The following is a 25,349-nucleotide window of genomic DNA, read 5'->3' as shown; positions in this document are numbered from 1 at the left end:
CTTGCCGTCGACGCTGACCCGTACGCGGCGCGTCACCGCTTCGCGAGAAGCTTGTCAGTTCCAGCGGACGGCAAAAAGCAAAGGCAAGGAGATCTCTCTCCTTGCCACTCTTAACCTATAGCGCACTGGGGGGCTTGCGGCAAGACCCGGGTGGTGGCACAAAATCGTCGGCCGAGGCCACAACCTGCGGAAATGGGGGCGCGACATGCGTGTGTTGTCGACGTATGGGGGACGCGGTGACGTCGAACCAGTGGTGGGACTGGCAGTGCGGTCGCGAGCGCTCGGGGCGGTGATGCGGGGGTGCGTGCCGCCCGGCTGGGCGGAGCGGTCGGCCGACTCGCCAGAGGGAGGGCAGCCAGAGACGAGGACGTGCCTGACAAGAGGTTCGACAGAGCTGGAGGCGCCGATGATTCGATCGGCCAGCGCAGTGCAACGGGACACGACTGCCTCGGAGGTATCGCGATGATCGAGCAGTACGTGTGGGATCTTCAAGAGGTTGACGAGACGCAGGTCGCGGTCGTCGGCGGCAAGGGCGCGCATCTGGGTGGGCTGTCGCAGATCGAAGGCATCCGCGTGCCGGCTGGCTTCTGCGTGACGACGGACGCCTTCCGGCGGATCATGGCGGAAGCGCCGTCGATCGACGATCGGCTCGATCAGTTGTCGCGCCTGAACCCGGACGACCGGGAGGCGATCCGCACGCTCAGCGCGCAGATCCGCCGGACCATCGAAGGGATCGCCGTCCCGGGCGATCTCGCGGCGGCGATCACCCGCGCGCTCGCCCAGCTCGGCGAGCAAGCCGCCTACGCCGTCCGATCCAGCGCGACGGCAGAGGACCTGCCGACGGCCTCCTTCGCCGGCCAGCAGGACACGTACCTGAACGTCGTGGGACCGACGGCGATCCTGCAGCACGTCAGCCGGTGCTGGGCCTCGCTGTTCACCGAGCGGGCCGTGACCTACCGCCGGCGGAACGGCATCGACCACCGTACGGTCCATATGGCCGTGGTCGTGCAGCAGATGGTCTTCCCGCATGCGGCCGGCATCCTGTTCACGGCCGACCCCGTCACGGGCGACCGGAAGGTCGCCACCGTGGACGCCGGCTTCGGCCTCGGCGAGGCCCTGGTCTCCGGCCTGGTGAACCCGGACGTCTTCAAGGTGCGAAGGGGCGAAGTCGTCGCCAAGGCGATCGCCGCCAAACAGCGTGCCGTTCACGCCCTGCCGGCCGGCGGTACGCAGGAAGTGGCGATCGACTCGCAGCGGCAGGAGCAGCCGGCGCTGACGGATGCGCAGGTCGTGCGGCTCGTGCAGCTCGGACGGCGGATCGAAGCGCACTTCGGCCGCCCTCAGGACATCGAATGGTGCCTGGTCGATGATGGCTTCCACATCGTTCAGAGCCGGCCGATCACGACGCTGTTCCCAATCCCCGAGACCGGCGACCAGGAGAATCACGTCTACGTCTCCGTCGGTCATCAGCAGATGATGACCGACCCCATGAAGCCCCTGGGGCTCTCCGTGTGGCAGCTGACGGCCATGGCGCCGATGCACGAGGCCGGCGGGAGGCTGTTCGTCGACGCCACCCGGCGGCTGGCCACGCCCACGAGCCGCGCCGCCCTCCTGGACGTCATGGGGAGAGGCGATCCGCTGGTCAGGGACGCTCTGGAGACCGTCCTCGACCGCGACGATTTCCTCCCGTCGCTCCCGGACGCGGATCCCGGCGGGCCGCCGGCCCGCGGCGCGTCCGCCCCGATCGAGACCGATCCGGCAATCGTCACCGAGCTGATCGAGCGAAGCCAGGCGTCCATCGCCGCCCTGGAGCGCGACATCCGGACGAAGACCGGACCGGCCCTGTTCGACTTCCTGCTGGAGGCCTTCGAGGAGCACAAACGAGTTCTCAGTGATCCGCTGAACCTTCAGGTGATCATGGCGGGGATGGAGGCCACGTGGTGGCTCAACGACAAGCTGCAGGAGTGGCTGGGCGAGAAGAACGCGGCTGACACGCTCACGCTGTCCGCCCCCGACAACGTCACGTCCCAGATGGGACTGGCGCTGCTCGACGTCGCGGACGTGATCCGCCCGCATCCGGAGGTGGTGGCGTTCCTTCAGGGCGTCGAGGACGAGGGCTTCCTGGACGAGCTGGCGAGGCTCACGGGCGGGACCGAAGCGCGCGACGCCATAGAGGCCTACCTCGACCGGTACGGTATGCGCTGCGTCGGCGAGATCGACATCACGAGGCCACGTTGGCGCGAGCGCCCCACCACGCTCGTGCCCGTGATCCTCGACAACGTCAGGAACTTCGAACCGGGCGCCGCCGAGCGACGCTTCGAGCAAGGGCGGCAGAAGGCACAGAAGAAGGAACAGAACGTGCTGTCACGCTTGCGGGCCCTGCCGGGCGGGGACCGACACGCCGACGAGACCAAGCGGATGATCGACCGGGTCAGAACCTTCATCGGGTACCGGGAGTACCCGAAGTACGGCATCGTCAGCCGCTACTTCGTCTACAAACAGGCCCTGCTGGCGGAGGCCGAGCGCCTCGTGCAGGCCAACGTGCTTCCTGAGAAGGAGGACATCTTCTACCTCACGTTCCAGGAACTCCACGACGTCGTGCGCTCGAACCAGGTGGATGACCAGCTCATCCAGCAGCGCAAGGACGCGTTCCGGTCGTACCACGCGCTCACACCGCCCCGGGTCCTCACATCGGATGGCGAGGCCGTCACCGGGGCGTACCGGCGCGACGACGTGCCGGCCGGCGCCCTGATCGGCCTCCCGGTTTCCGCCGGGACCATCGAGGGGAGGGCCCGCGTCATCCTTGACATGGCGGAGGCCGATCTTGAGGCGGGCGACATCCTGGTCACGGCCTACACGGACCCCAGCTGGTCGCCGCTGTTCGTCGGAATCGCGGGCCTGGTGACGGAGGTGGGCGGCCTGATGACCCATGGCGCAGTGATCGCCCGGGAGTACGGCTTGCCGGCCGTCGTGGGCGTGGAGCAGGCCACTCGGCTGATCCGGGACGGGCAGCGGATCCGCGTGCACGGAACCGACGGGTACGTCGAGATCCTGCCTTGACCGACCGCACAGAGAAGGCCCATCCGCGGCGTCCGGCTAAAACAACGCCAAGCAGTTCATGACCATCCCACGACCGTCGCCCGCAATGCGCACACGCGGATACGACCCGTTACTGTCGTCGGGTGGCCCCGGTCCATTGCTGGACCGAGGTCGGGTAGCGACGGCGCATTGCTGCGCCGCTGCCCCCTCGGAACCGTGCATGCGACTTATCACCGCACACGGCTCGGGCAAGCCACAAGGGCTGGCAGGTTCTGCCGAGTTCGCTGGTCTACTGCCATTTTGATTGAGCGTCGGTGATGGCAGTAGCTATGCAGGAGATGGATGCGATTCCGATCGCCAGGACCGTCGTTCTGCAAGGTCAACACCTCTTTGCGGAGAGCCTTGCGGACGACGGTGAACCACATTCCCCATTCCTCCGGGGCCTGTGGTTCCTGGTCGGCGTACAGAAGGTAGTCCCCGCACTCCGGACAGCGTCCTTCTTGCGCTTTGAGTAGGCGCAAGGTCGGCTGATCGAGGGGCGGTGGTTTTCTCCTGCGTCGTCGTTTAGCCCAGTACTCGGCCAGCTCAGGGTTGTCTGGTGACGCCCCGGACTTGACCGCCTGGTGCCGAACGATCGGAATCCAGGAGAACTTAATGAGATAGGCACCGTTGTCACGGTTGCCGAAGACCCATCGGTCCTTCCTGGTGGTGTTGAAAGCGCCGTAGTACCGATCCACAACCCAGCGTGTGGGTTTGTTCTGGTGACTATGTAGACCCCACCGGTAGGTGAGCCTCCACACATAAGCGTCCAGCGCGTTGAATATTCGGCTGGACACCACGGTCCGGTAGTAGCATGCCCAACCCTTGATGATGGGATTGAGCTTGGCCAGGACTGCCGCCGAATTCGCGCCGCGTAGGGCGTGCATCTCATCAGCGAGTCGCTTCCGGATTCGTTTAACGGCGTCTCTGCTGGGCTTGATGATGAGCTTTCCACTGTCGTAACGGCGGATGTTGAACCCTAGGAAATCGACCCCATGTGTCAGATGGACGATCTGGGTCTTCTCTTCGTTGAAGGTGAGACCCCTGGGAGTCAACCACTCACTCAACCGCGCTTTGACCAACTCGGCTTGCTCCTGGCTGGAGCATAAGGCGAGAAGATCGTCAGCGTAGCGGACCAGCACCGGGGCACCACGCACCACCTCGACGATGTTTCCGTCTTGGCCAGTGCGATAACGGACCCCGGCCGCACTCTCCATTCCATGGAGGGCGATATTGAGTAGCAATGGACTGATCACGCCGCCCTGAGGCGTTCCCTCGCGGGTCGGGGTGAGCCAGCCCCTCTCAACCACACCTGCCTTCAGCCAGCCGTGGATCAACTTCCGCGCAGGGAAGGTGCCGAGCTGGCTGAGGATGTGATCATGGCTGATGCGGTCGAAGGCTGCCTTGAGATCTGCGTCGAGCACCCACAGGCGTTTGGCGTTCTTTCCGCACGCTGTGGTGAAAATGGTCTCGATCGCATCATGACAGCCGCGGCCCGGCCGGAATCCATAGGATCTCGGCTCGAATCTGGCCTCCCACTCTGGCTCCAATGCATTGACGACACGGGCTTGTCGCGCCCGATCAACAATGACGGGAATTCCCAGTGGGCGCCGCTTGCCGTTCGCCTTCGCTACATAGACCCTCCTGACTGGCCGGGCTTTGGGTTCTCGAACGGAGCAACGCAAGGCTTGCGCCAACTCTGTCTTTCCCTGGGAGGTCGTGATGACTCTCCCATCAATCCCCGGTGTCAGGCGTCCAGCGTTGACCTCCGTGACCTTCCGCACGCTGACCAGCGTGTTGGAAAAGCTCCGGAGCATCAATTTCTGCAGATTGCGGACCTTCTTGAGGTCCCGTTCCTGCGTTGCCTTGAATATCCGCTGCCTCAGACGTCTTACCTGGGCTTCGGCATGCCCCCAATCTACGGCATCCCAGTGCCAGTCCAGGTCCTCCGGTCCGTTCACCAGACTCGGAGCAGGCACGACGGCCGGCGCCGCCTCGCTCGTCCGCGTTGTCATGGTGCCTAACTTGTCCTTTGGTTCGGTTGTCCTTGCGGCGTGAGCATTCAAAGGCTCACCTGGTCCACGTCAGCTCCCTTTTGGGCCAGGCAAGAGCCTGTATCCAGCCAGTTATACGGAGGTCACCAGCGGAGGTGCCAGTTCGCGACATCCGGTTTCCTGTTTCCTTTCGGCTGCTGGCTTTGGCTTGTTGGACCATCCTGTTCCCGCTGGGGAGTTGAGCTCTCCTTACGGTCGGCCTACCGGTTATCGCCACCGGACCTCAACGGGGTTACCACGTTTCGCACGATCGAGATACAGCTGGGAAGGGTGCCCGCTCAACTCCGAGGCTGCGGTGTCCTTACGGCTGCGTAGAGCTGCACAGCCGCCGCCTGCCGCTTTCCAACGGCCAGCCCTACACCCTGGTCCTACTTGCCATCTCCAGGGCTTTCTGTGACGGAGCATCATCACGGGTTCACTTTCGTTCACCCATCAGCCTTTCCCTCGCCTGTTGCGCTCGGATGGTACGAGCTCCCTTGGGCTTGAACCCTGAGCTTCGCACCCCGCGATTACTCGCAACGCACGTCAGGGCGGGAACGGGCCTATGGACACTAGCCCGGAATTACACCATCAACACCTCTGATCCTCCTTCCAGTGCAATTCACTCGATTCGTGCGACTTCGTGTCGCACGCCCCCTCAGAACCGTACGTGCACGTCATCCGCGCATACGGCTCAAGCAAGCTCTGAAGGCTCGCGGACGCGCAGAGTCCTCGTGCAGTCCGTGACGTTGCGTCGGATGCACGAGGCATGGGCAAGGCGGAGGTGCACCCCATCCGGTGTTCCTGCTCCCTGGTAGGCGATGTGGCGTGCTTTGATTGCCTTTCGGGTGGTGCGGAGTCATTGCCCCCACCCGGTCGGGGACTGCGGGGGCCGCTCGGCGTGCAGCAGCAGTTGGCCGCAGAGGTGGCAGCGGCCTTTCTGCTCGTGCGACAGGCGCAGGGTCGCCCGGTCTATGGAGAGCGGGGCGGCTCTGCGTCGCCGTTGGGCCCAGTTTGGTTGTGGAGTTAGCAGTTGATGGAGGTCGTGTCGCGGATCGGCCCGTCGCCGAATTCGTGGCGCGCTTGCGCCCTGGCGGCCCGGGACTGGCTGACTCACCTGCGGCGCCACGCGATCGGGGTCTTTGCCTCGCGCCAGAACCTGGTGGCCGCGTTGGGCACGTACGCGGACCGGCGGTTGTCGGGGCCGTTGGACGAGCGGTTGGCGTCGTCCTCGTGGGAGCTTCAGGTCACCGCGCTGTCCCGGTTCTACGCCTGGGTGGTGGAGGAGGGCCTGGCGAGCGCGGTGCCATTCACGCTGGCCACAGGCATGCGGATGGTCGAGGGTCGGCTGGTCGAAACAGGGCGGAATCTGGCGAGGCTGCGGCGGGTGAAGCCGCACGTGAAGGTGCGGTACCTGGAGTCGGACTTCGCCGGGCTGTTCTGCCGCGGGCTGGCCGGGCTGGGGCCGGACGGTCTGGAGGACGCGGCGTTTCGAGGCCGGTTCCCCGGCCAAAGCCTTGTGTCTCAAGCTGGCCGGCGCCAAGTCAGCGGCGGCTCCGCTGACGGGACTGTGTGACAGTTCCCGTTGTCCGCAAGCCACCCACCATCTCCTGCACCGGCCCGTCTGGCAGACTGCGGCGGACAACGGCACCGCCCTGCTGGCCGGCCCGCGCATCCCGGTCAGCGAGAAGAACCGGCTGCGGGCCGAACACGGACGCTCCATGCGAGCCCTCGAAGAGATCGACAAGGCTGCCGGAAAGGCGGGATGACACGGGTCTCAGTCCCGAACAGCGCGATCAGATCGAACGACCGATCCGCGCGGCCACCGACCGGCTCCTGGCCGGGCAGATCCCGGTCGGCGGGGCCTGCGACGTCAAGACCCTCGCCCGCGAGGCCGGGATCTCCCGCGCCGCCCTCTATCGCACCTGGGGCCACCTCAAGGACGAGTTCGAGAAAGGCGGCCGCAGCCTGGGCCGCGGGCCAGCAACCCGTCCCACGCGAGGCGCGGATCGCTCGGTTGTGGGACCTCAACCAGAGGCTCACAGCGAACTCGCCCGAACTCACACCGAGTTCAGTCAGCTCAAGGAGCGTCACCAGCTGGCCTTGTCGGTCTTGGCGGCCAAGGACGACGAGCTCCAGCGGCTCCGCCGCGAGTTGAGTACGTTCAGCCGTACTCTTCCGGCTCTCGTCACAGAACAGAGGCAGGGGGACGACGCCAAGGGCGTCGTCCCCCTGCCTCGCCGCTGATGTCACACCGGGGTGATCAGCAGGGCTGAGACCCACAGGCAGAAAATGTGCTGGGCCTGGTCGGCGGAGTATCGGCCCTGCGGGTTCTCCGCGAACTCGCCACTTCCGGTCAGGACCATCCATGCCTTCACCGGCCATCGGCGGTCCCAGACACCGTGAGTGACAGCCGAGAATGCGATCCCCGCCGGGTGGGCAAGCAGAGCGCGTCACGACTCGGCAACTGTCGGCCCATCGGCATCGGGCTCGGGACGGCCCTTCGCCACTGCCCACCTGTCCGTCTGCCAGCATTGAAGCTGCGCCATCTTGAAGTGGCTGGTCAGGGGTCTGGCATGGAGCTGCGGTGGGGTGCTCGTGCTGGTCCGGGGGCGGCAGTCTGGGGTGTAGATCATCTGTCAGCGGTTGGCTTCGAGGTTCGTCGAAACGAGTAGGGCGCGCAGGAGGTGGGTGGTGCGGGCGGATCGGTGCAGAGTTTGCTGAGGATCCGCCAGTTCTTCAGGTGGGCGAAGCCGTGCTCGACCGGGGCGCGTCCGGCGGCGAGGACGCGGTTGGCCTCCTTCTCGGCGGGAGTGAGATTGCGGGCGCGGGTGGCTTTGAAGCCGGTGACGACCACGGGTCGTCGAGGACGTGCAGGCCGTGGCGGTGGTGTTTGCCGGAGTAGTTGGGCCGGTTCGCTGTCCCGGTGCGGCGCTGGGTGGAGATGAGGGTGCCATCGATCAGGACGACCTCTCCGCCTCGCCCTGCGATCTTCTTCAGGGCGCGGTCCAGCCGCGCCGGTTGGGCCCGGCGTCCCGGTGTATGGTGATCGCCGCCACGGGAAGGTCTGACTTGCCGGAGTGAAGGGGGTGTTGTCGATGGCTGCCGTCCTTATGTCCAGCACGCACACATGCGTGCAGCTAGCCGTCCATTGCACCCTGCTCACCGCTTGAAACGCCGTATCGGCGCATCGGTGGGCACCTCTCTCAGGAGACCATCGTGCCCAGCCACGAAAACTTCGTCCCCTTTGGCACCACCGGAAAGAAGTCGAAGCGAAGCCAAATTCCCGCCGGTGGTGGGCGAATGCTCGATGCGGCATTCCCTCAGTACGCCGAGCAGAGCCCTCCCACTTCTGACAAGCGCCCTGCCTTCATGCGTCCCTCGCATGGCGACCGTTGGAGCATCTGGGATGCCTCCTTGTTGGGAGAAGGCAGCCCTTGTCCCTATCCCGATTGGTTGGTCACTGAGCTGGCCGCCGTGGACACTGAGCTTGGAGTCACCAAAAGCGGCAAAGAAGCCGACGTCTTCCTCACACTCGTGCGATCCGGTCGGTAAAGCGCATGGTCGAGGAGACAGGGACGGGTTCCTCTGTCGCGGCTTCAACCGTGCGGTCCCTGAGGCGGCTGCGGCCGTATGTGCGGCCATATCGCTGGAGGCTTCGGATGGCAACGGCGTTGGCTGCGCTGGCCTCACTCTTGGCGCTGGTGATGCCTCAGGTACTGAAGTGGATCGTCGACGGACCGGTGGCACAGCGGAAGCCGTCCGAGGTGGTCCTCGGAGGGCTGACGCTCCTGCTCGTGGGAGCCGCCGAGGCGTTGATCTTCGGCGTCCGGCGGTGGGTGATGGCCGGGCCTCTCGCCGACATCGAAGCGGGGATGCGTGCTGACTTCTATCGGCACGTACAGCGGCTGCCGATCGCTGTTCATGACGACTGGTCCAGCGGGCAGCTGTTGTCGCGGGGGACGTCGGATCCGCAGGTCATCCACATGGTCATCGCCGGGCCGCTGACGTTCCTGCCGGTGTACGCGTCCACGCTCGTCATCGGTGCGGTGATCCTGATCTCCCAGCAGTGGCTGCTCGCCGTCATCCTGCTGTCACCTGTTCCCCTGCTGATCTTCCTGTCCTATCGGTTCGAGTCCAGGTACGCGGGTGCGACCCGCCGGGCGCAGGATCTGTCGGGCGACCTGACGACGACGGTCTTGGAGTCAGTGACAGGTATCCGCGTGATCAAAGGCTTCCGCCGGAGCGAGCACCGGATCGCCCGGTTCCGTGACCAGGTCAGGAGGGCGCGCGAGGCCGAGTTGCACAAGGCGCGGCTGCTTGGCGGCATCGCGGTGCTCATCACCGTACTGCCGGGACTCGCCATGGCAGGCGCGCTGCTGACGGGCGCGGTCCAGGCGGCACACGGGCATCTGTCGACCGGGACGCTGTTGGCGTTCATGGGAACGGTGGCCGTGCTACGACCGGCGATCCAGCAGACAGGGGTGCTGCTGGCCGTATGTCATGACGGGGCAGCAGCTGTGAACAGGTACTTCGAGGCGCTCGATCAACCGCGCGGTGCCTATCCACGGCCGGAGGCCGGCATGCCGGACACCGCGGCGGGCGAAGGCGGATCCGGCACGAACCGGGATACGGGCAGAGCGGCACTTGCCTGCCATGACACTCCCTGCTCTCAGCGGCCAGCCGAGCTCGTATTCGCTGGAGTCGGCTTCCGCTACCCAAACGCGCCCGCCGACGATCCGCCAGCACTGCAGGACATCAGTCTGCGTGTCGCCCCCGGAGACACACTGGCCGTGGTCGGGGCTACCGGAAGCGGCAAGACCACGCTCGCTTCTTTGGTGGCACGGCTGTACGACCCCACCGCTGGCCACATCACGCTCGATGGCGTCGATGTTTCGGCCATCTCCCATGCCGAAATGAGGTCCACGGTGGCCGTCGCTTTCGACGAACCAGTCCTGTTTTCCGGCACCATCTTGGACAACGTCCTTATGGGTGCGGAAGCCGACCCAGGTGAGCTTGATTGCGCCCTGCGGGCCACCTGCGCCGACAAGTTCGTGGACCGACTTGCCGAAGGTGGTCGAACCCGTGTCGGTGAGAACGGGATGTCGCTGTCTGGCGGTCAGCGACAGCGGATTGCGCTAGCGCGGGTCATGGTTCGCCGTCCTCGGGTCGCCGTCCTGGATGATCCGCTATCGGCCTTGGATATGCACACCGAGGCTCAGATCCAAGACGCGCTACGGGAGGTGCTGGCCTCGACGACGGCTGTGGTGATCGCCCATCGGCCGTCGACCGTGCTGATGGCCGATCGGGTCGCGGTGCTGGCCGGCGGCCGGGTGATCGCCGTTGGCACTCACGAGCAGTTGCTGCACACCAGCTCGGCATATAGAGCCTTGATGACACCGATCGAGATGACAGTTGACCCGCGGGAGGGGCTCTGATGCGCCGATCAACACGCACATCGACATCCCAAACATCGAGGCCACGGCCCGATGACTCCCTCGCTGACGACGACAATCCGGACGGGCCCACGACAGCCGCCGACACGGCCGCTGCGACCGGCGAGACGGTCGACTTGCTTGAGGCGACGCCACCGAGGGGGGCGGCAGGGCGCCTGCTCCGCTCGGTACTGGGATCGGACATCCGGCGCTTGTGGCTGGCTGTGTTGATCATCCTGCTCCAGCAGGCGGCCGCGCTGGCCGGGCCGGTGTTCATCGCCATCACCATCAACCGAGCGATCCCGGCGCTGCGCGCCGACGATGCGAAACCCCTCATCGCCATCGCCATCGGCTATGCGTGCTGTGTCACAGCTGCTGGCCTGTTGCAGAACATGTTCATCCGGTTGTCCGTCGGAGTTGGGCAGAGCGTGATCACCGAACTCCGTATGCGTCTATTCACCCACCTTCAGACGCAGAGCGTGGCGTTCCACGACGAGCACGCCTCCGGCACGCTGGCCTCCCGGGCATCCAGTGACGTCGAGGCCGTCCGCAGGCTCTTCGAGAGCGGGATCGATCAGATCATCACCGCAGCGGTATCCCTGGTCTACATCTCCTCGGTCTTGCTGGTGCTCGACTGGCAGCTCGGCGCCGCTGCGCTGGCCGCGATGGCACCGATCTACTGGACCATGCGCTCCTTCCGCAGACGCTCGCTCCAGGTGTATCACCGGCGCTCGACAGCGGCCGGCGCGGCGGCCGGCGACATGAACGAGACCTTCGCCGGCATCCGCACCGTCCAGGCGTTTGGCCGCGAAGGCATCAACGAGCGCCGGTTCGCACGGCTCAACCAACGACACCGGAAGGAGAACCGACAGGCCGAACTGGAAATGGCACGTTACGTGACCTCCTCGCGTCTCGTAGCCAACATCGCCGTGGCGGGACTGGTGCTGTGGGGCGGATACCGTGTGGCCTCCGGCACGCTGGAGTTGGGCACCTACGCCGGCGTCGTGCTGTACCTGCGGGATCTGTACGACAAACTACTCAGACTCGGCGGCGTCCTCGACGCCTACCAGGCAGCGGCGGCATCACTGGGCAAGATCGCAGTGCTGCTGGCTACCCAGCCGACCGTCGTCGAACCTGCCCGTCCCGTTTCCCTCCCCGCGCTCTCTGGACACTCCGCCGGACGTCAAGTGCGCTACGAGGACGTCTCCTTCGCCTACCACAGCGGGCATGAGGTGCTGCGCAGCTTCGAACTCGACATCCCAGCCGGCCAGACGGTCGCGCTGATCGGCCCCTCGGGCGGCGGGAAGTCCACGCTGGCCAAGCTGCTGGCACGGTTCCACGATCCAACCGGCGGCCGTGTCCTCCTCGACGGTGTCGATCTGCGATCCCTCGCGACGACCGAGCTGCGCCACGGCGTGGTCATGGTCCCCCAGGAAGGCTTCCTCTTCTCCGGCACCGTTGCCGAGAACATCGCTCTGGCGCGTCCCGACGCCACGCTCGACGAGATTCGACACGCCGCCAAGGCGACCGGAGCCCATCGGTTCATCTCCGCCCTCCAAGACGGCTACCAGACCGAGGTCGGTGACCGCGGTGGCCGCTTCTCGTCGGGCGAGCGGCAGCTGATCGCTTTGGCCCGCGTCTTCCTGGTGAACCCCTCCGTAATCGTGCTGGATGAGGCCACCGCGGTCATCGACATTCCGAGCGAGCGCGCAGTGCAGAACGCGATGCGCACGGTGTTCCGGGGGCGGACGGCGCTCGTTATCGCTCACCGGCTGTCGACGATCCAAGTCGCCGACCGTGTGCTGGTGCTGGCCAATGGTCGCGTCATCGAGGACTGCACCCCAGCCGATCTGAATAGCGGGAGAGCATGGCCTGTCGCCACAGGCCCGTCGGCTCTGGCTGGACAGCAATAAATGAAGCTGCGCTATCTTGAAGTGGTTGGTCAGGAGTCTGGCATGGAGCTGCGGCGGGGTGCTCGTGCTGGTCATGGGCGGCAGTCTGGGGTGCAGATCGTCTGGCAGGGGTAGTTTTGTGGATTCCCGTCCGTCGTGACCGGGGCTGCTCGTGCGCTCCGCGCATGATGGACCCCGAGGTGCTGGAGCGGATCGCCGCGCGGTGTGCGGAGCTGGACAGACTCGAAGAGCAGCTGGTCAAGCAGCTGTCCGAGGTGCGGGCCGAGCTCGCCGTGGCCGAGCGGGTGTGGCAGCGGATGAGCGAGCAACTCGCCGGCGAGCGGGCGGAGGCCGGATCGCTGGTGGTTCAGGTGGCGGGTCGGGCGGTGCGGCTGGCCCCGCGCGCGCCTGGCTGGACGGCGGCGGCATACCGCAGCACGCCGACCGCTCCTCGTGCCTGCCGGATCCCGGTGATCACTTCCATCGCCCGCAGCGCCGAGGACGACCACGTCTACAACGTCAACGCCGACACCGCCGCCGCGGCCATCGCCGCTTCCCTCAACGCGCACGCGCTGGTCGTGCTCACGGACGTCGAGGGCCTGTACGCCGACTGGCCGCGCAGCAACGAGGTGATCAGCCGGCTCTCCGCCGACGAACTGGAGAAGCTGCTGCCCGAGTTGGCCGACGGCATGGTTCCCAAGATGGCCGGCTGCCTGCACGCGGTGCGCAACGGCGTCGGCAGTGCGCGGGTGATCGACGGCCGGGTCAAGCACTCCGTCCTGCTGGAGATGTTCACCCGCGAGGAGATCGGCACGCTGGTCATGCCGGACATCATCGAGGAGGGCGTGTGACGGGCGGGACCGGGAACAGCGGGCTCGCGGGACGCTGGCAGGCCTCGCTCATGGACACCTACGGCACCCCGCGCCTGCCGTTGGCAGGCGGCGAGGGCGCCACTCTCTGGGACGCCGACGGCCGGCGCTACCTGGTCTTTCTCGGCGGCATCGCCGTCAACGCGCTCGGCACCGCGCACCCGGCCGTGGCCGAGGCCGTCACCGGGCAGATCAGCCGGCTCGGCCACGTATCGAACCTGTTCGTCGCCGAGCCGCCCGTGCTGCTGGCCGAGCGGCTCCTGCAACTGGCCGGCCGCGCGGGCCGGGTCTTCTTCGCCAACTCCGGTGCCGAGGCCAATGAGGCCGCGTTCAAGATCGGGAGTGTGACCGGGCGCAGCCGTATGGTCGCCGCCCAGGGCGCCTTCCACGGCCGTACCAAGGGCTCCCTCGCGCTCACCGGCCAACCCGCCAAGCGGGCTCCGTTCCTGCCGCTGCCCGGCGAGGTCACCCATGTGCCGTAGGTGTAGCCGTTCACTTGCTGCGGGTCGGTCAGGTCCATGACCGGGTCGACCGAGAGGAACCGGCCGGTGGTGGGGTCGTAGTCGCGCGCGCCCAGGTGAGTGAGGCCGGTGTTTTTGGTGTCGTCGGTTCCTCCGACGAAGCCCTTGGTGCCGGGCCAGTCGGTGGGCTGGTCGCCGTGTATGTCAGCGAAGGGCAGCGTGCGGCGCTGGGTGAGCTTCTGTGTGGCGGTGTCGATGGCGAGTTGTGCAGTGCCGTGGTGGTCGGCGAGGGTGGGGGAGACGCTTCCGTCGTCTTCCTGGACGGCTTGGTGGCTGCTGCTGAGGTTGGTGTGGCGAGTGGTTCTTGGTGTGGTGGAGCTTTTGGGCGGGGTGATTTTGGTGTTGCCGGGGTAGAGGGTGGTCTTGGTGGGGGTGCGGCTGGTCAGGTGGTTGGGGTCGGGGTGGCGGGGGTATTCGGTGGCCTTGTCGTTGTTGCTCTGGACGGGTGGGGAGAGTTGCGGCTGATCGGGGGTGGTATGTCTTTCTGCTGGGTGACTGGCGCACTTGGCGGGTGTCCGCCGCGGTTGGTGAGTGGACGGAGTGTCCTTGTGCGGGAATTGACGATTCTGGGTGCGTGAATGGTTGACATCGATGTTCCCGGTTCCGGCACTCTGGGTGCTGATGTCATGCAGGGGTTGATGTCATGTGCTCCGGTTCCGCCAGGCAGGGGAATGGTCGGAGAATGTGGGCAAGGAAATGACGAGAGAGGGTATCAGTCTTGCGGCGAATGACTACATGGACCAGGTCTTATGCATGCTTGCTGGCTACGCACTACGGGGATGGGCGGAGTTCGAGTACGTCATGCTGTCTGTGATCAGAGCGGATCGGGCGCGGTTGTTTGCTGATTATAAAGGGAAGGATGCCGGGTGGATCTCTCCTTCTCTGGCGGTTATGGCGGGTGATGGGTGATCTACGATAAGCCATGTAGTGAGTGGGCGCCGGTACATGGTTCGCGGGAGAACGCATGATTCACCGATCCCGCGCATATAGTGTTGATTTCGACTGCGACTCGGAACCCGCCTTTGTGTCTCGTTTGAATGCCGCAAGTTTTGTGCAGGACCTGCAGTACTTCCCTCGCGGCGAGGAGCATGTGCCCGATTGGCTCCGTAGCTTGCTGATGCCGCACGGCAAGCCTCCTGGATCAGAGGCTTTCGGCAGTAGTGCCGACATCTCACACCCTTGCACGGGATCTTTGCCGTAGACACGCAGGTATTCTGCTTCTGTCGTGATGGAACCGTTCTCGACGTGCTCGTGGGCCCCGCATCACAACCTGAGAGTGCCGAGTTCTTCACGCGAGTTACACCGCGGATCCCTGCTATCAGGAGTGCACAGGGTGTACTGCGAACAGCGAGGCTCACGCGTTTCTTTCACGACGCGCAGCCGCGTTACGGATGAGGAAATCACGGTACGCGGCACCTGGGCAAACGGCCGTCTCATTCTTGGCTGCACCGGGCAGGGCTGGCACAATCAAGCCTCAAAAGTTTGTGCGGCTTGATTGTGTCAGCGGGTGGACTATCGCTGTTCGGACAGCGTGTCGATGCGGGGGGAGTTCCAGCTATGGACGCGTATCTGGTGGCCTTCGGAGCGGGAGGACACCTGACGCCTCCCGGCCGCACGCCTCTGCGCTGGCCCATCAGGTGCTCCGGACCTTGGACGGCCGGGAGCGCTGGCGGTGGCCGGTGTGGGCCGGGGTGTGCCGGACCCGGGACGCCCGGGTCCACGACCTGGTGGTCCGGCGGCATTCGTCGAGCACGGCGCTCAGCAGGCCGTCGACGCGGGGGCAGGGCGGCATCGATGAGGAGACTGCCGTTCCGTGCGGCGGTGCCGACGGTGAACCCCCAGACGCCCGCCTTCCCCGGCGCGGTGATCCCTCGGCCCGGTCGGCGCTGTCCGCCGCCAGGACGGGCGGCGCCGACCGCGGTGGCCAGTGCTGGGCCGCCGCCGGAAGCCACGATGTCGGCGGCGTCCAAGCAGCACGCTGCGGTGGCCCTCGGCTCGGCCGGGGGGTGGCCGGTGCTCGACGGGTGCGCCGTGGAGCCTCTTGGTGACAGTCCAGCGGATGGTCCGGGTGGTACCCGTTTGCTCAGGCAGCAGCGCCGCAGATTGATCCCAGAGCGGTTCGGTCAGCCATGACGGCAGGACAGGCACAGGTCATCCGCCCGGTGATCACGGAGTGTGGCAGCTCCGTGATCATCAAGGCTTGAGCCTGTCCTGCTATCGGGGTGCTGTCACCGCGCCTATCTGCGTGACTTCTCAGTGAACAGCTCGGCTAATTGACCGGGTTTGCATCGCGCGGGTGATCTGACGAGCCGGATCGATTGGGTAACAGTCATATGTATTGCAGTGAAAGAGGATCCCGAAGATGGCTGAGCAGGTACGAGGTGTGGTTGCTCGCAGGAAGGGGAAGGCGGTTTCGGTCGAGACGGTCGTAGTGCCGGATCCGGGGCCGGGTGAGGTCGTTGTGGAGATCCAGGCCTGCGGGGTCTGCCGCACCGACATGCACTACCGCGAGGGCGGCATCAGCGACGACTTCCCTTTCCTCCTGGGGCATGAGGCGGCGGGTGTGGTGGAAACCGTCGGCGAGGGTGTGACAGACGTGGCGCCCGGAGACTTTGTGATATTGAACTGGCGGGCGGTGTGCGGCCAGTGCCGGGCGTGTCTGCGCGGGCGTCCTTGGTACTGCTTCGACACGCGCAATGCCGTGCAGAAGATGACCCTGTTGGATGGCACCAGGCTGTCGCCGGTGCTGGGCATTGGCGCGTTCGTGGAGAAGACTTTGGTGGCGGCAGGTCAGTGCATCAAGGTCGACCCGGCTGTCTCCCCGGCCGTGGCCAGTCTGCTGGGCTGCGACGTGATAGCGGGCATCGGCGCAACGATCAATGCCTGCGGCTTCGACGTCGACGTCGTCATCGATGCGGTCGGCCGCCCGGAGACCTACGAGCAGGCGTTCTGCGCCCGCAACCTGGCTGGCGGGGTGGTGCTCGTGGGCGTACCAGCTCCGCAGATGAAGCTGGAACTGCTGCTTGTGGACATGTTCGGACACGGCGGGGTGTTGAAGTCGTCCCGGGACGGTGACTGCCTGCCCTTGAGTGACCGCCCGATGCTGGTTGATCTCTACCTGCAAGAATGGCTTGACCTGGAGGCGTTGGTCGCCGAGACGATTTCCCTGGACGATGTGGAGAAAGCTTTCGAGCGGATGCACCACGGTCATGTGCAGCGCTTGGTGGTGATGCCGTGATGGCAACTCGTATCGAGCACCTGGTGGCTGGGGCGTGTTTGAGATGTGGGCTCGGTGCGGGTTGGTGCTGGTCACGATCCGATCGCTGCGGTGTGTTGCAGCGCTCACATGAACGAGGTCTCCGGTAGGCGTGTCGTCGACCAAGATGACGTTCACCTGCACGGTGAGTTCTCGCCTCGTCTCAGGTGCGTGAGATGGTGTGCTGCTCCGTCGGCTTGAGCCCCTGTCTGTGTATGAGATTGATCTTGACTTCGTTAGCGGGTCGATGACCAGCACGTTTGACGGTGCGTGCATCTATGGCCTGAAGTGTTGAAGGGCTTGAGCTGCGGGACTTCGATTTGTCTGAGATTCCCTGACGTCGTTGAGAACCCCTATGGAGATGAGCGGTTCCGGCGCAGGTCAGGCTCGATCCTAGAGGGCGAGCGTGGCAGTGAGGCGATTGTGACGGAGCAGTGATGTTCAGGGGGTGTGGCTGTTCTGGTCTGGTGTCTTGTCTTTCGGTTGGGATTTGGAGCTGGGGGCGGGTCGCGTTTCTGGTGTGATGGGCGTGGTCTGGTGGTGTGTTCGGTTTGGTTGTTCGGCTGGTTGGCCTGCGGTTTTTGTAGTTGTGTGGGAATGATCTTGGTTTCTCGGTAGGTGTAGTGGTGCGTCTATGGGCGACTGGGCTCTCTGGCGGCTTCAGGGGCTGTTTGTGCTGGTCAGCGGCGGGTGTGGGTGAGGCAGGCGTGGAGCGGGTCGTGGACGGTGGGGGTCAGGTGGGCCAGGCTGAGGCGACGGGCGATGAGTGCGAGGGCGTCGTCGGTGTCGTCGGGCCGGTTGGGCAGGGTGGCGAGTGCGCGGGCGAGGGCACCGGTTTCGGGATAGATCACCAGGTCGCGGGCCAGCAGGGCGGGGGAGGCGCTGCCCGTGGTGGTCAGATGGGGGTTGGCTGCGCAGGGCTGGTTGAGGCGGGTGTGCCAGCGGTGGGTGAGGTGTTGCTGGTGGTCGTACCAGCGGGTGGTGATGGTGCGTGCGGTGGTCCAGGCGGTGCTGGTGCGGGGGTGTCGCAGCAGGCGCTGGTAGGCGTGGTGGGCAGCGGCGAGTTCGGGCACCGCCCAGGTGCGGATGGTGGAGGTGAGCCGTGGGTCGGGGGCGGCTTGGTGATGGCGGGGGCATACCAGCCGGTACGGCGGTGGGTGTACCCAGGCGGTGTGGGTTGCGCCGTGGCTTTGGTGGCAGATGCACAGGGTGCAGGCACGTACTGGCTGCTGCCCTGCTTCGGGCCGCTTCCAGCGCGCGGCCGCGTCGGTACCGTGGGCGGCGTTGCTGAGAGGGAGGCGGGGCAGGGTGCGCGTCAGGCGGGTGAGGGGGATGCGGGCCGGGGCGGCGAGGTGCCGGGCCGCGCCCGGAGTGAGGATGAGTTCGGCGGTCGGTGGCGTGCCGTGGCGGTGGAGGGTGATGTCGGCGCCGTCGAGGAGTTGGGGCAGCGTCAGCTGGTGGGCCCCGGCGAGGCGTTGCACGTATGAGGCAGTCGCTTCCCCAGGCAGCGGCCGTACGCGGGAAGCGCCCGGTGCGGCTGACGGGGTCTGCAGCCATGCCCCTGCCACGAGCCTGCGCTGCGCGGGGACGGCCGCGGCTGCGGCAAGGGCGGTGACGTCGCTCCGGCTCACGGGGTCCGGGCGGGCTGGTGCCGGGGGCGGTAGTGCTGTTCGGCGAGGTGGTCCAGGCGGATGGCTTCGAGGGTGGTTTTGGTGATGTGTGCGATGTGCCGGTTCGGTGTCGGTGGGTGGGTGTCAGTGACGGCGTGTCAGGCCGGGAGGTTTTCGCTGGTTGGGGGTTGAGGAAGGGCGAGGTCACTGATGTGGAGTGGTGTATGCGGGGGTGTTGCTGTCATGGGGCCGGTACACCTTGCCCTGTTCCGCTGTCATGGGAACGGCACTTGTGATCCTTCGGTGGCTGCGCGGCTGCACCGTGGTGGGTGTTGGTGTCTGCGGCGGGAGGTTGTCCGGTGGGGGAGCCGGGCGCGTGGGGTGAGGTGACGGCGGGGCTGAGAGTGTCCAGGCCGGTGCTGGTTGCGCGGCTGCTGGAGCTGGATGCGGCCGGGGCGTTGACGACGGCCCACGTGCGTGCGGGTGCGCAGGTCGGCGGGGTGAGTGTGCGGACGGTGTGGCGCTGGCTGGAGGCGGCGCGGACGGAGGGCCGTGCGGAGCCCAGGCCCCGGGCCCGGCTGGAGCTGTCCGACCAGGCGTGGGAGGTGCTGGCGCGGGCGGGCGGGAACGTGGCGGTGCTGCATCGGCATCACCCGAGCTGGGACGGCCGGCGGGCGCGACGGGCGGGGTCGCTCGCGGCGCGGGCAGCAGCGGCGCCTCCCACCCCTGGCGGTGAACGGGTCCGTCGTCGCCATGTTGGGCCCGAAGCCGGACTGGCTCTGCTCGATGGGGAGCTTCTGGAGGCGATCGGCACCCCGCGCAGGGAAGCCGTCGCGGCCCGAGGCCACCAGGGCGGCCGCGTACAAGGCTGAGCAGCAGCGCCTGGCTGAGGAGAAGGAGCCCGAGGCGGTCGCGCCCGAGAGGCTCCAGTCCGTCTCCCGGGCCTACCTCGACTTCGCCATCGACAACGCCTTCTCCTGGAGCTGATGTACGCCCGAAAGCACGACCCCGACGCCTCCGGGCAGACGGCCGCCGCCGTCGGCCGGACGGTGGGGGCCCTTTCGGGGTGATCGTCGACGCATAGAAACGCGGCGAGATCCTCCAGGGCGATCCCGAGCGCTTCACGCGCATCGCGGGCGTCGGCCTGCACGGCCTCGCCTCGTTCGCGGCCAGTGACAGGCTCGCCGGGCAGGAGGCCCTCGGAGCCATCAACGACCTGATCCACCACCTGATCCACCACCTGCTCCACGGCCTCAAGCCCCGCTGATCCCGCCGAACACCGACGCCCAGTGTGCGCGTCGGGGGCAAGCCGCCGGGGGCAGCTGAACGGCCGACCGAACCGGGAGGCCGAGCCGACGCAGGCACCGGCAACGCTGACGGCATTGGGCGCCCGGGAGCTGGAGGTGCTGGGGCATCTGGCGCACGGTCAGCGCAACCGTCAGATCGCCGAAGACCGCGATCGTCTGCCAGGAGACCGCCCGGAAGAATACCGTCGCACTGAGGCCGCGCACCCGGTGCGTACCCCTTGACCAGGTTCACCAGCTCGCGCAAATCTCCCTGACCAAACTCGCTACTTATTCGTATTTGCCCCGTTATGAGTGTGCGATGCCGCACTCAGGAGAGAGATCTCCCTCCCGGACCCGGCCCGCACGCTGTCGCGTCAACCGGTGCGCAGTGTTGGTGCGTGCTTCCGCGCCGCGATGCGCACCACCGGGCCGGGAGTGAACCGCACCGGGTGCCCGCACCGACGGTGGGGGAGTGCGGTGCATCGGGCCTCTCCTCCGCCAGCGGTGTGCACCTCCACGCGGAGGAGCACACCCCTGGCCTGGCCCCCTCTACCTGATAGCCGCGATGATCACGCCGACGTCGACAGGCCGATCGCCAGGGTGCCGCCGCAGGCGACGATCCTGTGGCTGACCGCGGGGGAGGGGATCAGAGCGCCGTTCGACCGGACGAGTCCGAAGCCGATGACGCCCGCCACAAGGGACGCGACAACGAGAACGGCGAACGCGGGCATCAGGAACATCACGTCGGAGATCAACGTGGCCGCGGTCCACTGCGGACTGACCGCCCGTGCCGGGCGGCGGACTACGATCCCGGGGTGATCACTCCCTCGGGCAGCCCCTCGAACACTGCCTCGGTCCCGGCCCGTTGTGTCTCGCTACACCCCGGCGTGCCTCTGAGGCCCGAGGAGGCGCTTGCGTGGGTCGATGCCGCCGGCGGGACGGTGCCGCAGTGGCGGGCGTGGCCCGCTAAGGTGCTGGTCGCGCCTGTGCGGGTGGCGTTGCTGCGCGCGGAGATCGCCCGGGATGTGGGGGCGCTGCGGCGCGAGGATCGTGGGGAACTGCTGTACCAGGCCGTCCGGGGGACGGAGATCGGCTCGGCGCCGCACGCGGCGGCGCTCGTGGAGGAGTTGTCAGGCAGCGGGGACGCGGTGCTGGAGGGCGAGGCGCTGCGGCTGGCCCGGGACGGACTCCACGCGGGGGTGCTGGAGCCCGCTTTCGTCCGTGCTGTGCTGACCGGCCTGCTGGACTCCCGTACGGATGACGTGGTGATCGGCGCGCTGGCTGAACTCACCGAGCCCTGGGCGGCGTTGGATCCGCTGCCGGCCGAGCGGCTGACCGGGCTGCTCGCGCCCGCGACCGCCGACGCCGCGCTCGCGGCCGCCGCCCGTCACGGGCACGGCGAGCTGCTGAGGCGGGCAGCCGAGGACCGGGAGCTGCAGCCCCGGGTGCGTCGGCGGGCCCTGGGGCTGCTCGGCGAGACAGCGCGGCGGGACGACGTCCCCGCCGTCCTCGCGCTCGCGGCCGAGGACCCCCTGCTGCTCGGCGGGCCAGCGGTGGACTGCCTGCGCGCGATGCATCGGCGCGGGCACTTCATCACCGACCCGGACATCCCGGCCGTACTCGCTCTGGCGCTGGCCGACCACGCGATCCCGGCCCCGACGGTGGCGACCATCCTGTTCACCAGCCGGCACGAGCTGCTGCGCCTGCTGGTCGACGCCGCGCCGGACGACCCCGGTTGGCCGCGCCGGCTCGACCTGCTGGTCGCGCTGGACGGGCAGGGTGCGGCGGGGCTTGCGGTGGCCGCGGAGATAGCCCGCGTGCTACCGCTCGCGCCCGCGCCCGGCCCGTTCCTGCGCGCGCTGCGCGCCCTGCGCGCCGCCGAGGCCGAGGACGCCGTGCTCGCCGCGCTTGCGAAGGCGCCGGCCGTCGTGCTCGACGCGCTGGAGGCCGTCGGCGGCGACCGGACCGTGCGCGCACTCGCCATGGGCCTCGGCCTCGGTACACCCGAACCGGGTGAGATCGCGCCCGAGTTGCGTGCCGTACGCCACCGGGCCCTCGAACTGCTCTGGCTGCTCACCACCGATCCGCAACTGCGGCAGCGCATCCTCGCACGGCTCGATCCCACCGAGCTGCCCGCCCGTGTGGCTGCCGACCTCGGCAGCCCCAACGAGCGCGAACTGACTGTCCTCGCCTCCCACTTGGATCCGGACAAGCCCGTCACCGCGCTGTGCCGGCTGGCCGCGAACGGGGGCCCGGGCACCCTGCCCGTCCTGGCCGACCTGCTGCTGCGGGTCGTCGGCGACCTCGCCGCGGCCTGGGAAGCGGCCAGCACGGCCGGCCCTGTTCCGGACCGCGAGCCTGCGGTGGCGCAGGAGGCCGTGGACGCGCTGTGCGGCCTCGGGCGGCGGCTCCACGCGCGGGGCCGGATTCGCCCGGTGTGCCTGCTCGACGCGGGCGACGCGGAGGCGGCCGGCCACGCGCTCGTCGCGGACCTGGCCCTCGGGCTGCTGGACCGGCCCGGGCTCGCCGCCGGCGAACAGGCGGTCCTGCTGAGGCTCCTGCTCGACCTGCCGCACACCTCGCACGGCCGGGTCCGGTCCCGGGTCCACCGGCTGCTGCGCCACCCCGACCGGCACGTGCGCAAGCACGTCGTCGCCCTGCTCGCGAGGGACACGGCCGGGGACGGCGTCCAGGCCCTGTCGGCGGGCCTGATCGCCCTGACCGGCCCGACGGGGGACCCGCAGACCGTGCGGCAGACCCTGACCGCCCTCGGGCAGGCCGGGGCACGCTGGGCGTCCGGCGCGATCGCCGACTGCCTGGACCACCCGAACATGAACGTCCGCAAGACGGCGGCCCGAGCTCTCTGCACCGCCGGAACCCCCCAGGCCGTGCCGCCCCTCCTCCACTGCCTCGGCCGCGACGACAACCCCGGCCTGCGTACCCTCGTCGTCAAGGCGCTGCGCTCTGTGCTGGGCGAGGCGTACGCAGCGACGGTGACCGCTGCGGCGGCCCGCGAGGCCGACGGGCGAATCAGCGCCCGCCTGCTGTCCGACCTGGCCGGCACTCCTGGCCCGCACCAGGACGACGAGGACCTCCGACGGCTGACGCAGGAGGGCTGGGACCCGACCCTCGCCCTGCGCATCGCCGAGCGCGGCGCGGGCGGGATGGGCGGGCGGGGAGCCTCGGGCCGCCCCGCCGCGTCCCTGAGCGGACGACTGCGTCCATATCTCGTCGACTGGCTCGAGCTCGCCGCCACCTCGGCAAAGGCGCGTCGCGCCGTGCTGCGGGTGCTGCCCGAGGTCTGTCCCGGCCCGTGGCAGACGCACGAATGCGCCGCGTTCGCCCGCGGCGTGGCGGTGCTGCTCGACGGCCTCGCGGAGGCCGAAGCCGACGGGCGGGACCGGTTGATCGAGCTGCTCGAAGCAGTCGCGCCCCGCCTGCGGCCGACGGTCGCAGCCGGTGTCGTCGCCGCCGTCCGAGCCCTTCAGCCGCGGCCTGCGGGCCGCCGCTCCACACTGCAGTTGCTGCGCCTGTGCGCCGCGGTCGTCGTCCGCGCGGACCTCGACCGGGAACTGGCCGCCACCGGCCTCGCCCCCGCCCCGCACGCAGCGCGGGCACGACTGCTGCGCGAGACGTTCGGCGTCGGGGACGAGGGGGCGTGCGAGAACACAGCCCGGCGCTGCGAACCCGCTGCTGGTCTCGCACGAAGCGCCCAGTCGCCCACCACGTCCCGACACGGGGAGTTTGACGGACGGGCACAGCAGCCGTGCGACGACGGCCCCTGGCGGGCCGAACTCGCCGCCGCCGTGAGGAGCGTGGAGGCGCTGGCCGCGTTCAGGCACCGGGCGGGCGCGCCTGGCTCTCGGGCCGTGCTCGCCATGCTGATCGACGTCCAGGCCGACGCGTCGCCGGACGTCCGGGCCGCGATCGTCGACTGGATGACGGAGCTTCAGCCGCTGGGCGTCCCGGCGTGGACGCTCGCGGAGGTGGCGCGCGCCGCAGCCGCCGTTCCCACGCCCCGGGTCGTACAGGTCGGCGACCTGGACCAGCCCCGGTCGGCGGCACAGCGGGAGCGGCTGCTGGGCATGCTGGCATCGGACGTCCCAGTCCGCCGGGACGCGGCCGCGCGCACGCTCCTGGCCTGGCCCGAGCCGGACGGGCGCGCGGTGGTGCTCGACGCGTACCTACGCGGTCGGGCGGACGTGCCGGCCAGCTCCGGGCTCGTCGGCGCCCTGCGCCGCGCCCTGGCCGAGGCCGATCCCGAGGCCTTGCTCGGCGACAGTATGCGGGCCGGCCGGCTCGCACGCCTCGCCGCGGGGCTCGACGCGCGGGACCTGGAGCCGCTGCTGCCGGTACTCCTGCACGTGTGGGAGCAAGGGCCGGCGGCCGCCCGCCCGGATGCCGCCCAGGCCCTGCGGCACGTGCCCGCCGACGTCCTGGCCGCCCACCTGGAGCCCCGGATCGCCGCCGGGGCAACGGGCCTGCTCGACCTGCTCGCCGGCCGTCCGCTGCTGCGCACCCCGGCCCTGGCGCGACTGAGCGAACGCCGCCCCGACGCCCGGCTCATCCTCGTCGACGGCCCGTTGCGCGGCCGTGACGCTGCCGAGGAGGACGCCGCAGCGCTCCGCGCCCTGCGCGATCGCGCCACGGTTGCGCCCCCGCGACCGCCCTCCCGCCAGGAGCTGATGCTCCTGGTCCGGTCCGGCGACCCGAAGCGGATCCGCCGCGCCCTGGCACACCTGACCGAGCACGCCATGGGGATACCGCAATCTGAGCTTGCCGATCTCCTCCGGGAGTTGCTGACGCATCCCCAAACCGGCATCCGGCTGCATGCGCACCGCTCCTCCCGCGTACTGCTCGACCGGGAGACCCACCTGCGGCTCACCGAGGTGCTGCTCGACGACCCGCAGCCGGACGTGGTGCGAAGCGCCATCCGAGTGCTCGCGCACGCGCGCTGGCAGCCTGCGATCCCGGCGCTCACGTCGCTGCTCGACCACGCGCACGTCACCGTCCGTCAGACCGCCGAGACCGGCCTCGTCCACGTCGGCCCGGCAGCCGTGCCCGCGCTGCGCCGTGCTGTCTCCCGCGCCCGCCCGGACCGGCGCGCCCGTTACGCCGATCTCCTCGCCCGCGTGGCGCAACAGGAGCCGCCGGGCTGAATCACGGCGAGCGGGCACGAGGCAGCCGGCCGCGGATAGCTCCCATACTGCCGTGTGTTGATGATCTCGCAGGCCGCCTGACGGGATCACCGGCAGGTGCTGAACGGTGCGTTGCGGGCGGTTGCGGACGGGGGCGCCCTGGCGGGACCTGCGCTCCGTGCCGGATCGACGACCCGGGTCAGGTCCTTGCCGTGCGGGCGAGACGGCGGG

At 68.2% G+C, this 25,349-nt stretch carries 13 protein-coding genes and 3 pseudogenes; 10 read left to right on the top strand and 6 right to left on the bottom strand.

Translation table 11 applies throughout. The annotated features are described in order from the left end of the window. Window positions 1-462 precede the first annotated feature (462 nt). Window positions 463-3,060, top strand: a complete 2,598-nt coding sequence (rph, locus tag ACWY4P_RS00895; protein ID WP_456208153.1) for a rifamycin-inactivating phosphotransferase — start codon at window positions 463-465, stop codon at window positions 3,058-3,060. A 209-nt stretch (window positions 3,061-3,269) separates the two neighbouring features. On the opposite strand, the gene ltrA is transcribed toward rph, so the two are convergent. After that, complete coding sequence (ltrA, locus tag ACWY4P_RS00890; protein ID WP_456207948.1) at window positions 3,270-5,093, bottom strand: group II intron reverse transcriptase/maturase; 1,824 nt, start codon at window positions 5,091-5,093, stop codon at window positions 3,270-3,272. Window positions 5,094-6,144: 1,051 nt separating this feature from the next. Between ltrA and ACWY4P_RS00885 the strand changes: the two genes are divergently transcribed. Further along, on the top strand, window positions 6,145-6,687 hold the full coding sequence (locus tag ACWY4P_RS00885) for a hypothetical protein (RefSeq protein WP_456208152.1): 543 nt from the start codon (window positions 6,145-6,147) through the stop codon (window positions 6,685-6,687). Between the two features lie 1,056 nt (window positions 6,688-7,743). Here ACWY4P_RS00885 and ACWY4P_RS00880 read toward each other — a convergent pair. Beyond that, a complete protein-coding gene (locus ACWY4P_RS00880; RefSeq protein ID WP_456208151.1) occupies window positions 7,744-7,968 on the bottom strand; it encodes a transposase family protein in 225 nt (74 codons plus the stop codon). A 362-nt stretch (window positions 7,969-8,330) separates the two neighbouring features. Here ACWY4P_RS00880 and ACWY4P_RS00875 point away from each other — a divergent pair, with 362 nt between their 5' ends. The 5 genes and pseudogenes from ACWY4P_RS00875 to ACWY4P_RS00855 all read left to right on the top strand — a co-directional run. Then, on the top strand, window positions 8,331-8,666 hold the full coding sequence (locus ACWY4P_RS00875; protein ID WP_456208150.1) for a hypothetical protein: 336 nt from the start codon (window positions 8,331-8,333) through the stop codon (window positions 8,664-8,666). Window positions 8,667-8,773: 107 nt separating this feature from the next. Then, window positions 8,774-10,549 carry an ABC transporter ATP-binding protein gene (locus ACWY4P_RS00870; protein WP_456208149.1) on the top strand — a complete coding sequence of 592 codons (1,776 nt, stop codon included), beginning with the start codon at window positions 8,774-8,776 and terminating at the stop codon, window positions 10,547-10,549. Beyond that, the gene (locus tag ACWY4P_RS00865) at window positions 10,549-12,459 is read left to right on the top strand and encodes an ABC transporter ATP-binding protein (protein WP_456208148.1); all 1,911 of its coding nucleotides are present in this window, start codon (window positions 10,549-10,551) and stop codon (window positions 12,457-12,459) included. Before ACWY4P_RS00870 ends, ACWY4P_RS00865 begins: the two co-directional genes overlap by 1 nt. Window positions 12,460-12,899: 440 nt before the next feature. Beyond that, window positions 12,900-13,289, top strand: a pseudogene (locus ACWY4P_RS00860) (amino acid kinase family protein); the annotation flags it as partial. A gap of 50 nt (window positions 13,290-13,339) precedes the next feature. Then, a pseudogene (locus tag ACWY4P_RS00855) lies at window positions 13,340-13,786 on the top strand (aminotransferase class III-fold pyridoxal phosphate-dependent enzyme); the annotation flags it as partial. A 1,675-nt stretch (window positions 13,787-15,461) separates the two neighbouring features. On the opposite strand, the gene ACWY4P_RS00850 reads toward ACWY4P_RS00855, so the two are convergent. Both ACWY4P_RS00850 and ACWY4P_RS00845 read right to left on the bottom strand, forming a co-directional pair. Further along, on the bottom strand, window positions 15,462-15,620 hold the full coding sequence (locus ACWY4P_RS00850) for a hypothetical protein (RefSeq protein WP_456213384.1): 159 nt from the start codon (window positions 15,618-15,620) through the stop codon (window positions 15,462-15,464). A gap of 249 nt (window positions 15,621-15,869) precedes the next feature. Further along, a pseudogene (locus ACWY4P_RS00845) lies at window positions 15,870-15,976 on the bottom strand (IS5/IS1182 family transposase); the annotation flags it as partial. A 214-nt stretch (window positions 15,977-16,190) separates the two neighbouring features. On the opposite strand from ACWY4P_RS00845, the gene ACWY4P_RS00840 reads away from it, so the two are divergent. Then, window positions 16,191-17,066 (top strand): alcohol dehydrogenase catalytic domain-containing protein, encoded by an 876-nt coding sequence (locus ACWY4P_RS00840; RefSeq protein WP_456208147.1) that lies wholly within the window; start codon window positions 16,191-16,193, stop codon window positions 17,064-17,066. Window positions 17,067-17,764: 698 nt separating this feature from the next. Here the strand turns inward: ACWY4P_RS00840 and ACWY4P_RS00835 are convergent. Next, the gene (locus ACWY4P_RS00835) at window positions 17,765-18,565 is read right to left on the bottom strand and encodes a hypothetical protein (RefSeq protein ID WP_456208146.1); all 801 of its coding nucleotides are present in this window, start codon (window positions 18,563-18,565) and stop codon (window positions 17,765-17,767) included. Between the two features lie 488 nt (window positions 18,566-19,053). Here ACWY4P_RS00835 and ACWY4P_RS00830 point away from each other — a divergent pair, with 488 nt between their 5' ends. Then, complete coding sequence (locus ACWY4P_RS00830) at window positions 19,054-19,566, top strand: hypothetical protein (protein ID WP_456208145.1); 513 nt, start codon at window positions 19,054-19,056, stop codon at window positions 19,564-19,566. 983 nt (window positions 19,567-20,549) lie between these two features. Here the strand turns inward: ACWY4P_RS00830 and ACWY4P_RS00825 are convergent. Continuing rightward, window positions 20,550-20,735 carry a hypothetical protein gene (locus ACWY4P_RS00825; RefSeq protein WP_456208144.1) on the bottom strand — a complete coding sequence of 62 codons (186 nt, stop codon included), beginning with the start codon at window positions 20,733-20,735 and terminating at the stop codon, window positions 20,550-20,552. 216 nt (window positions 20,736-20,951) lie between these two features. Between ACWY4P_RS00825 and ACWY4P_RS00820 the strand changes: the two genes are divergently transcribed. Continuing rightward, on the top strand, window positions 20,952-25,139 hold the full coding sequence (locus ACWY4P_RS00820) for a HEAT repeat domain-containing protein (protein ID WP_456208143.1): 4,188 nt from the start codon (window positions 20,952-20,954) through the stop codon (window positions 25,137-25,139). Window positions 25,140-25,349: the final 210 nt, after the last annotated feature.

This window comes from Streptomyces sp. LZ34 (assembly GCF_053890475.1).
This window is presented reverse-complemented; position numbering and strand designations above follow the sequence as displayed.

What these genes read in the sequence shown, in the direction of transcription:
- rph (WP_456208153.1), top strand. Translation starts at nt 463, where the DNA reads ATGATCGAGCAGTACGTGTGGGATCTTCAAGAGGTTGACGAGACGCAG.
- ltrA (WP_456207948.1), bottom strand. Translation starts at nt 5,093, where the DNA reads ATGACAACGCGGACGAGCGAGGCGGCGCCGGCCGTCGTGCCTGCTCCG.
- ACWY4P_RS00870 (WP_456208149.1), top strand. Translation starts at nt 8,774, where the DNA reads ATGGCAACGGCGTTGGCTGCGCTGGCCTCACTCTTGGCGCTGGTGATG.
- ACWY4P_RS00865 (WP_456208148.1), top strand. Translation starts at nt 10,549, where the DNA reads ATGCGCCGATCAACACGCACATCGACATCCCAAACATCGAGGCCACGG.
- ACWY4P_RS00850 (WP_456213384.1), bottom strand. Translation starts at nt 15,620, where the DNA reads ATGCCGCCCTGCCCCCGCGTCGACGGCCTGCTGAGCGCCGTGCTCGAC.
- ACWY4P_RS00840 (WP_456208147.1), top strand. Translation starts at nt 16,191, where the DNA reads ATGGCTGAGCAGGTACGAGGTGTGGTTGCTCGCAGGAAGGGGAAGGCG.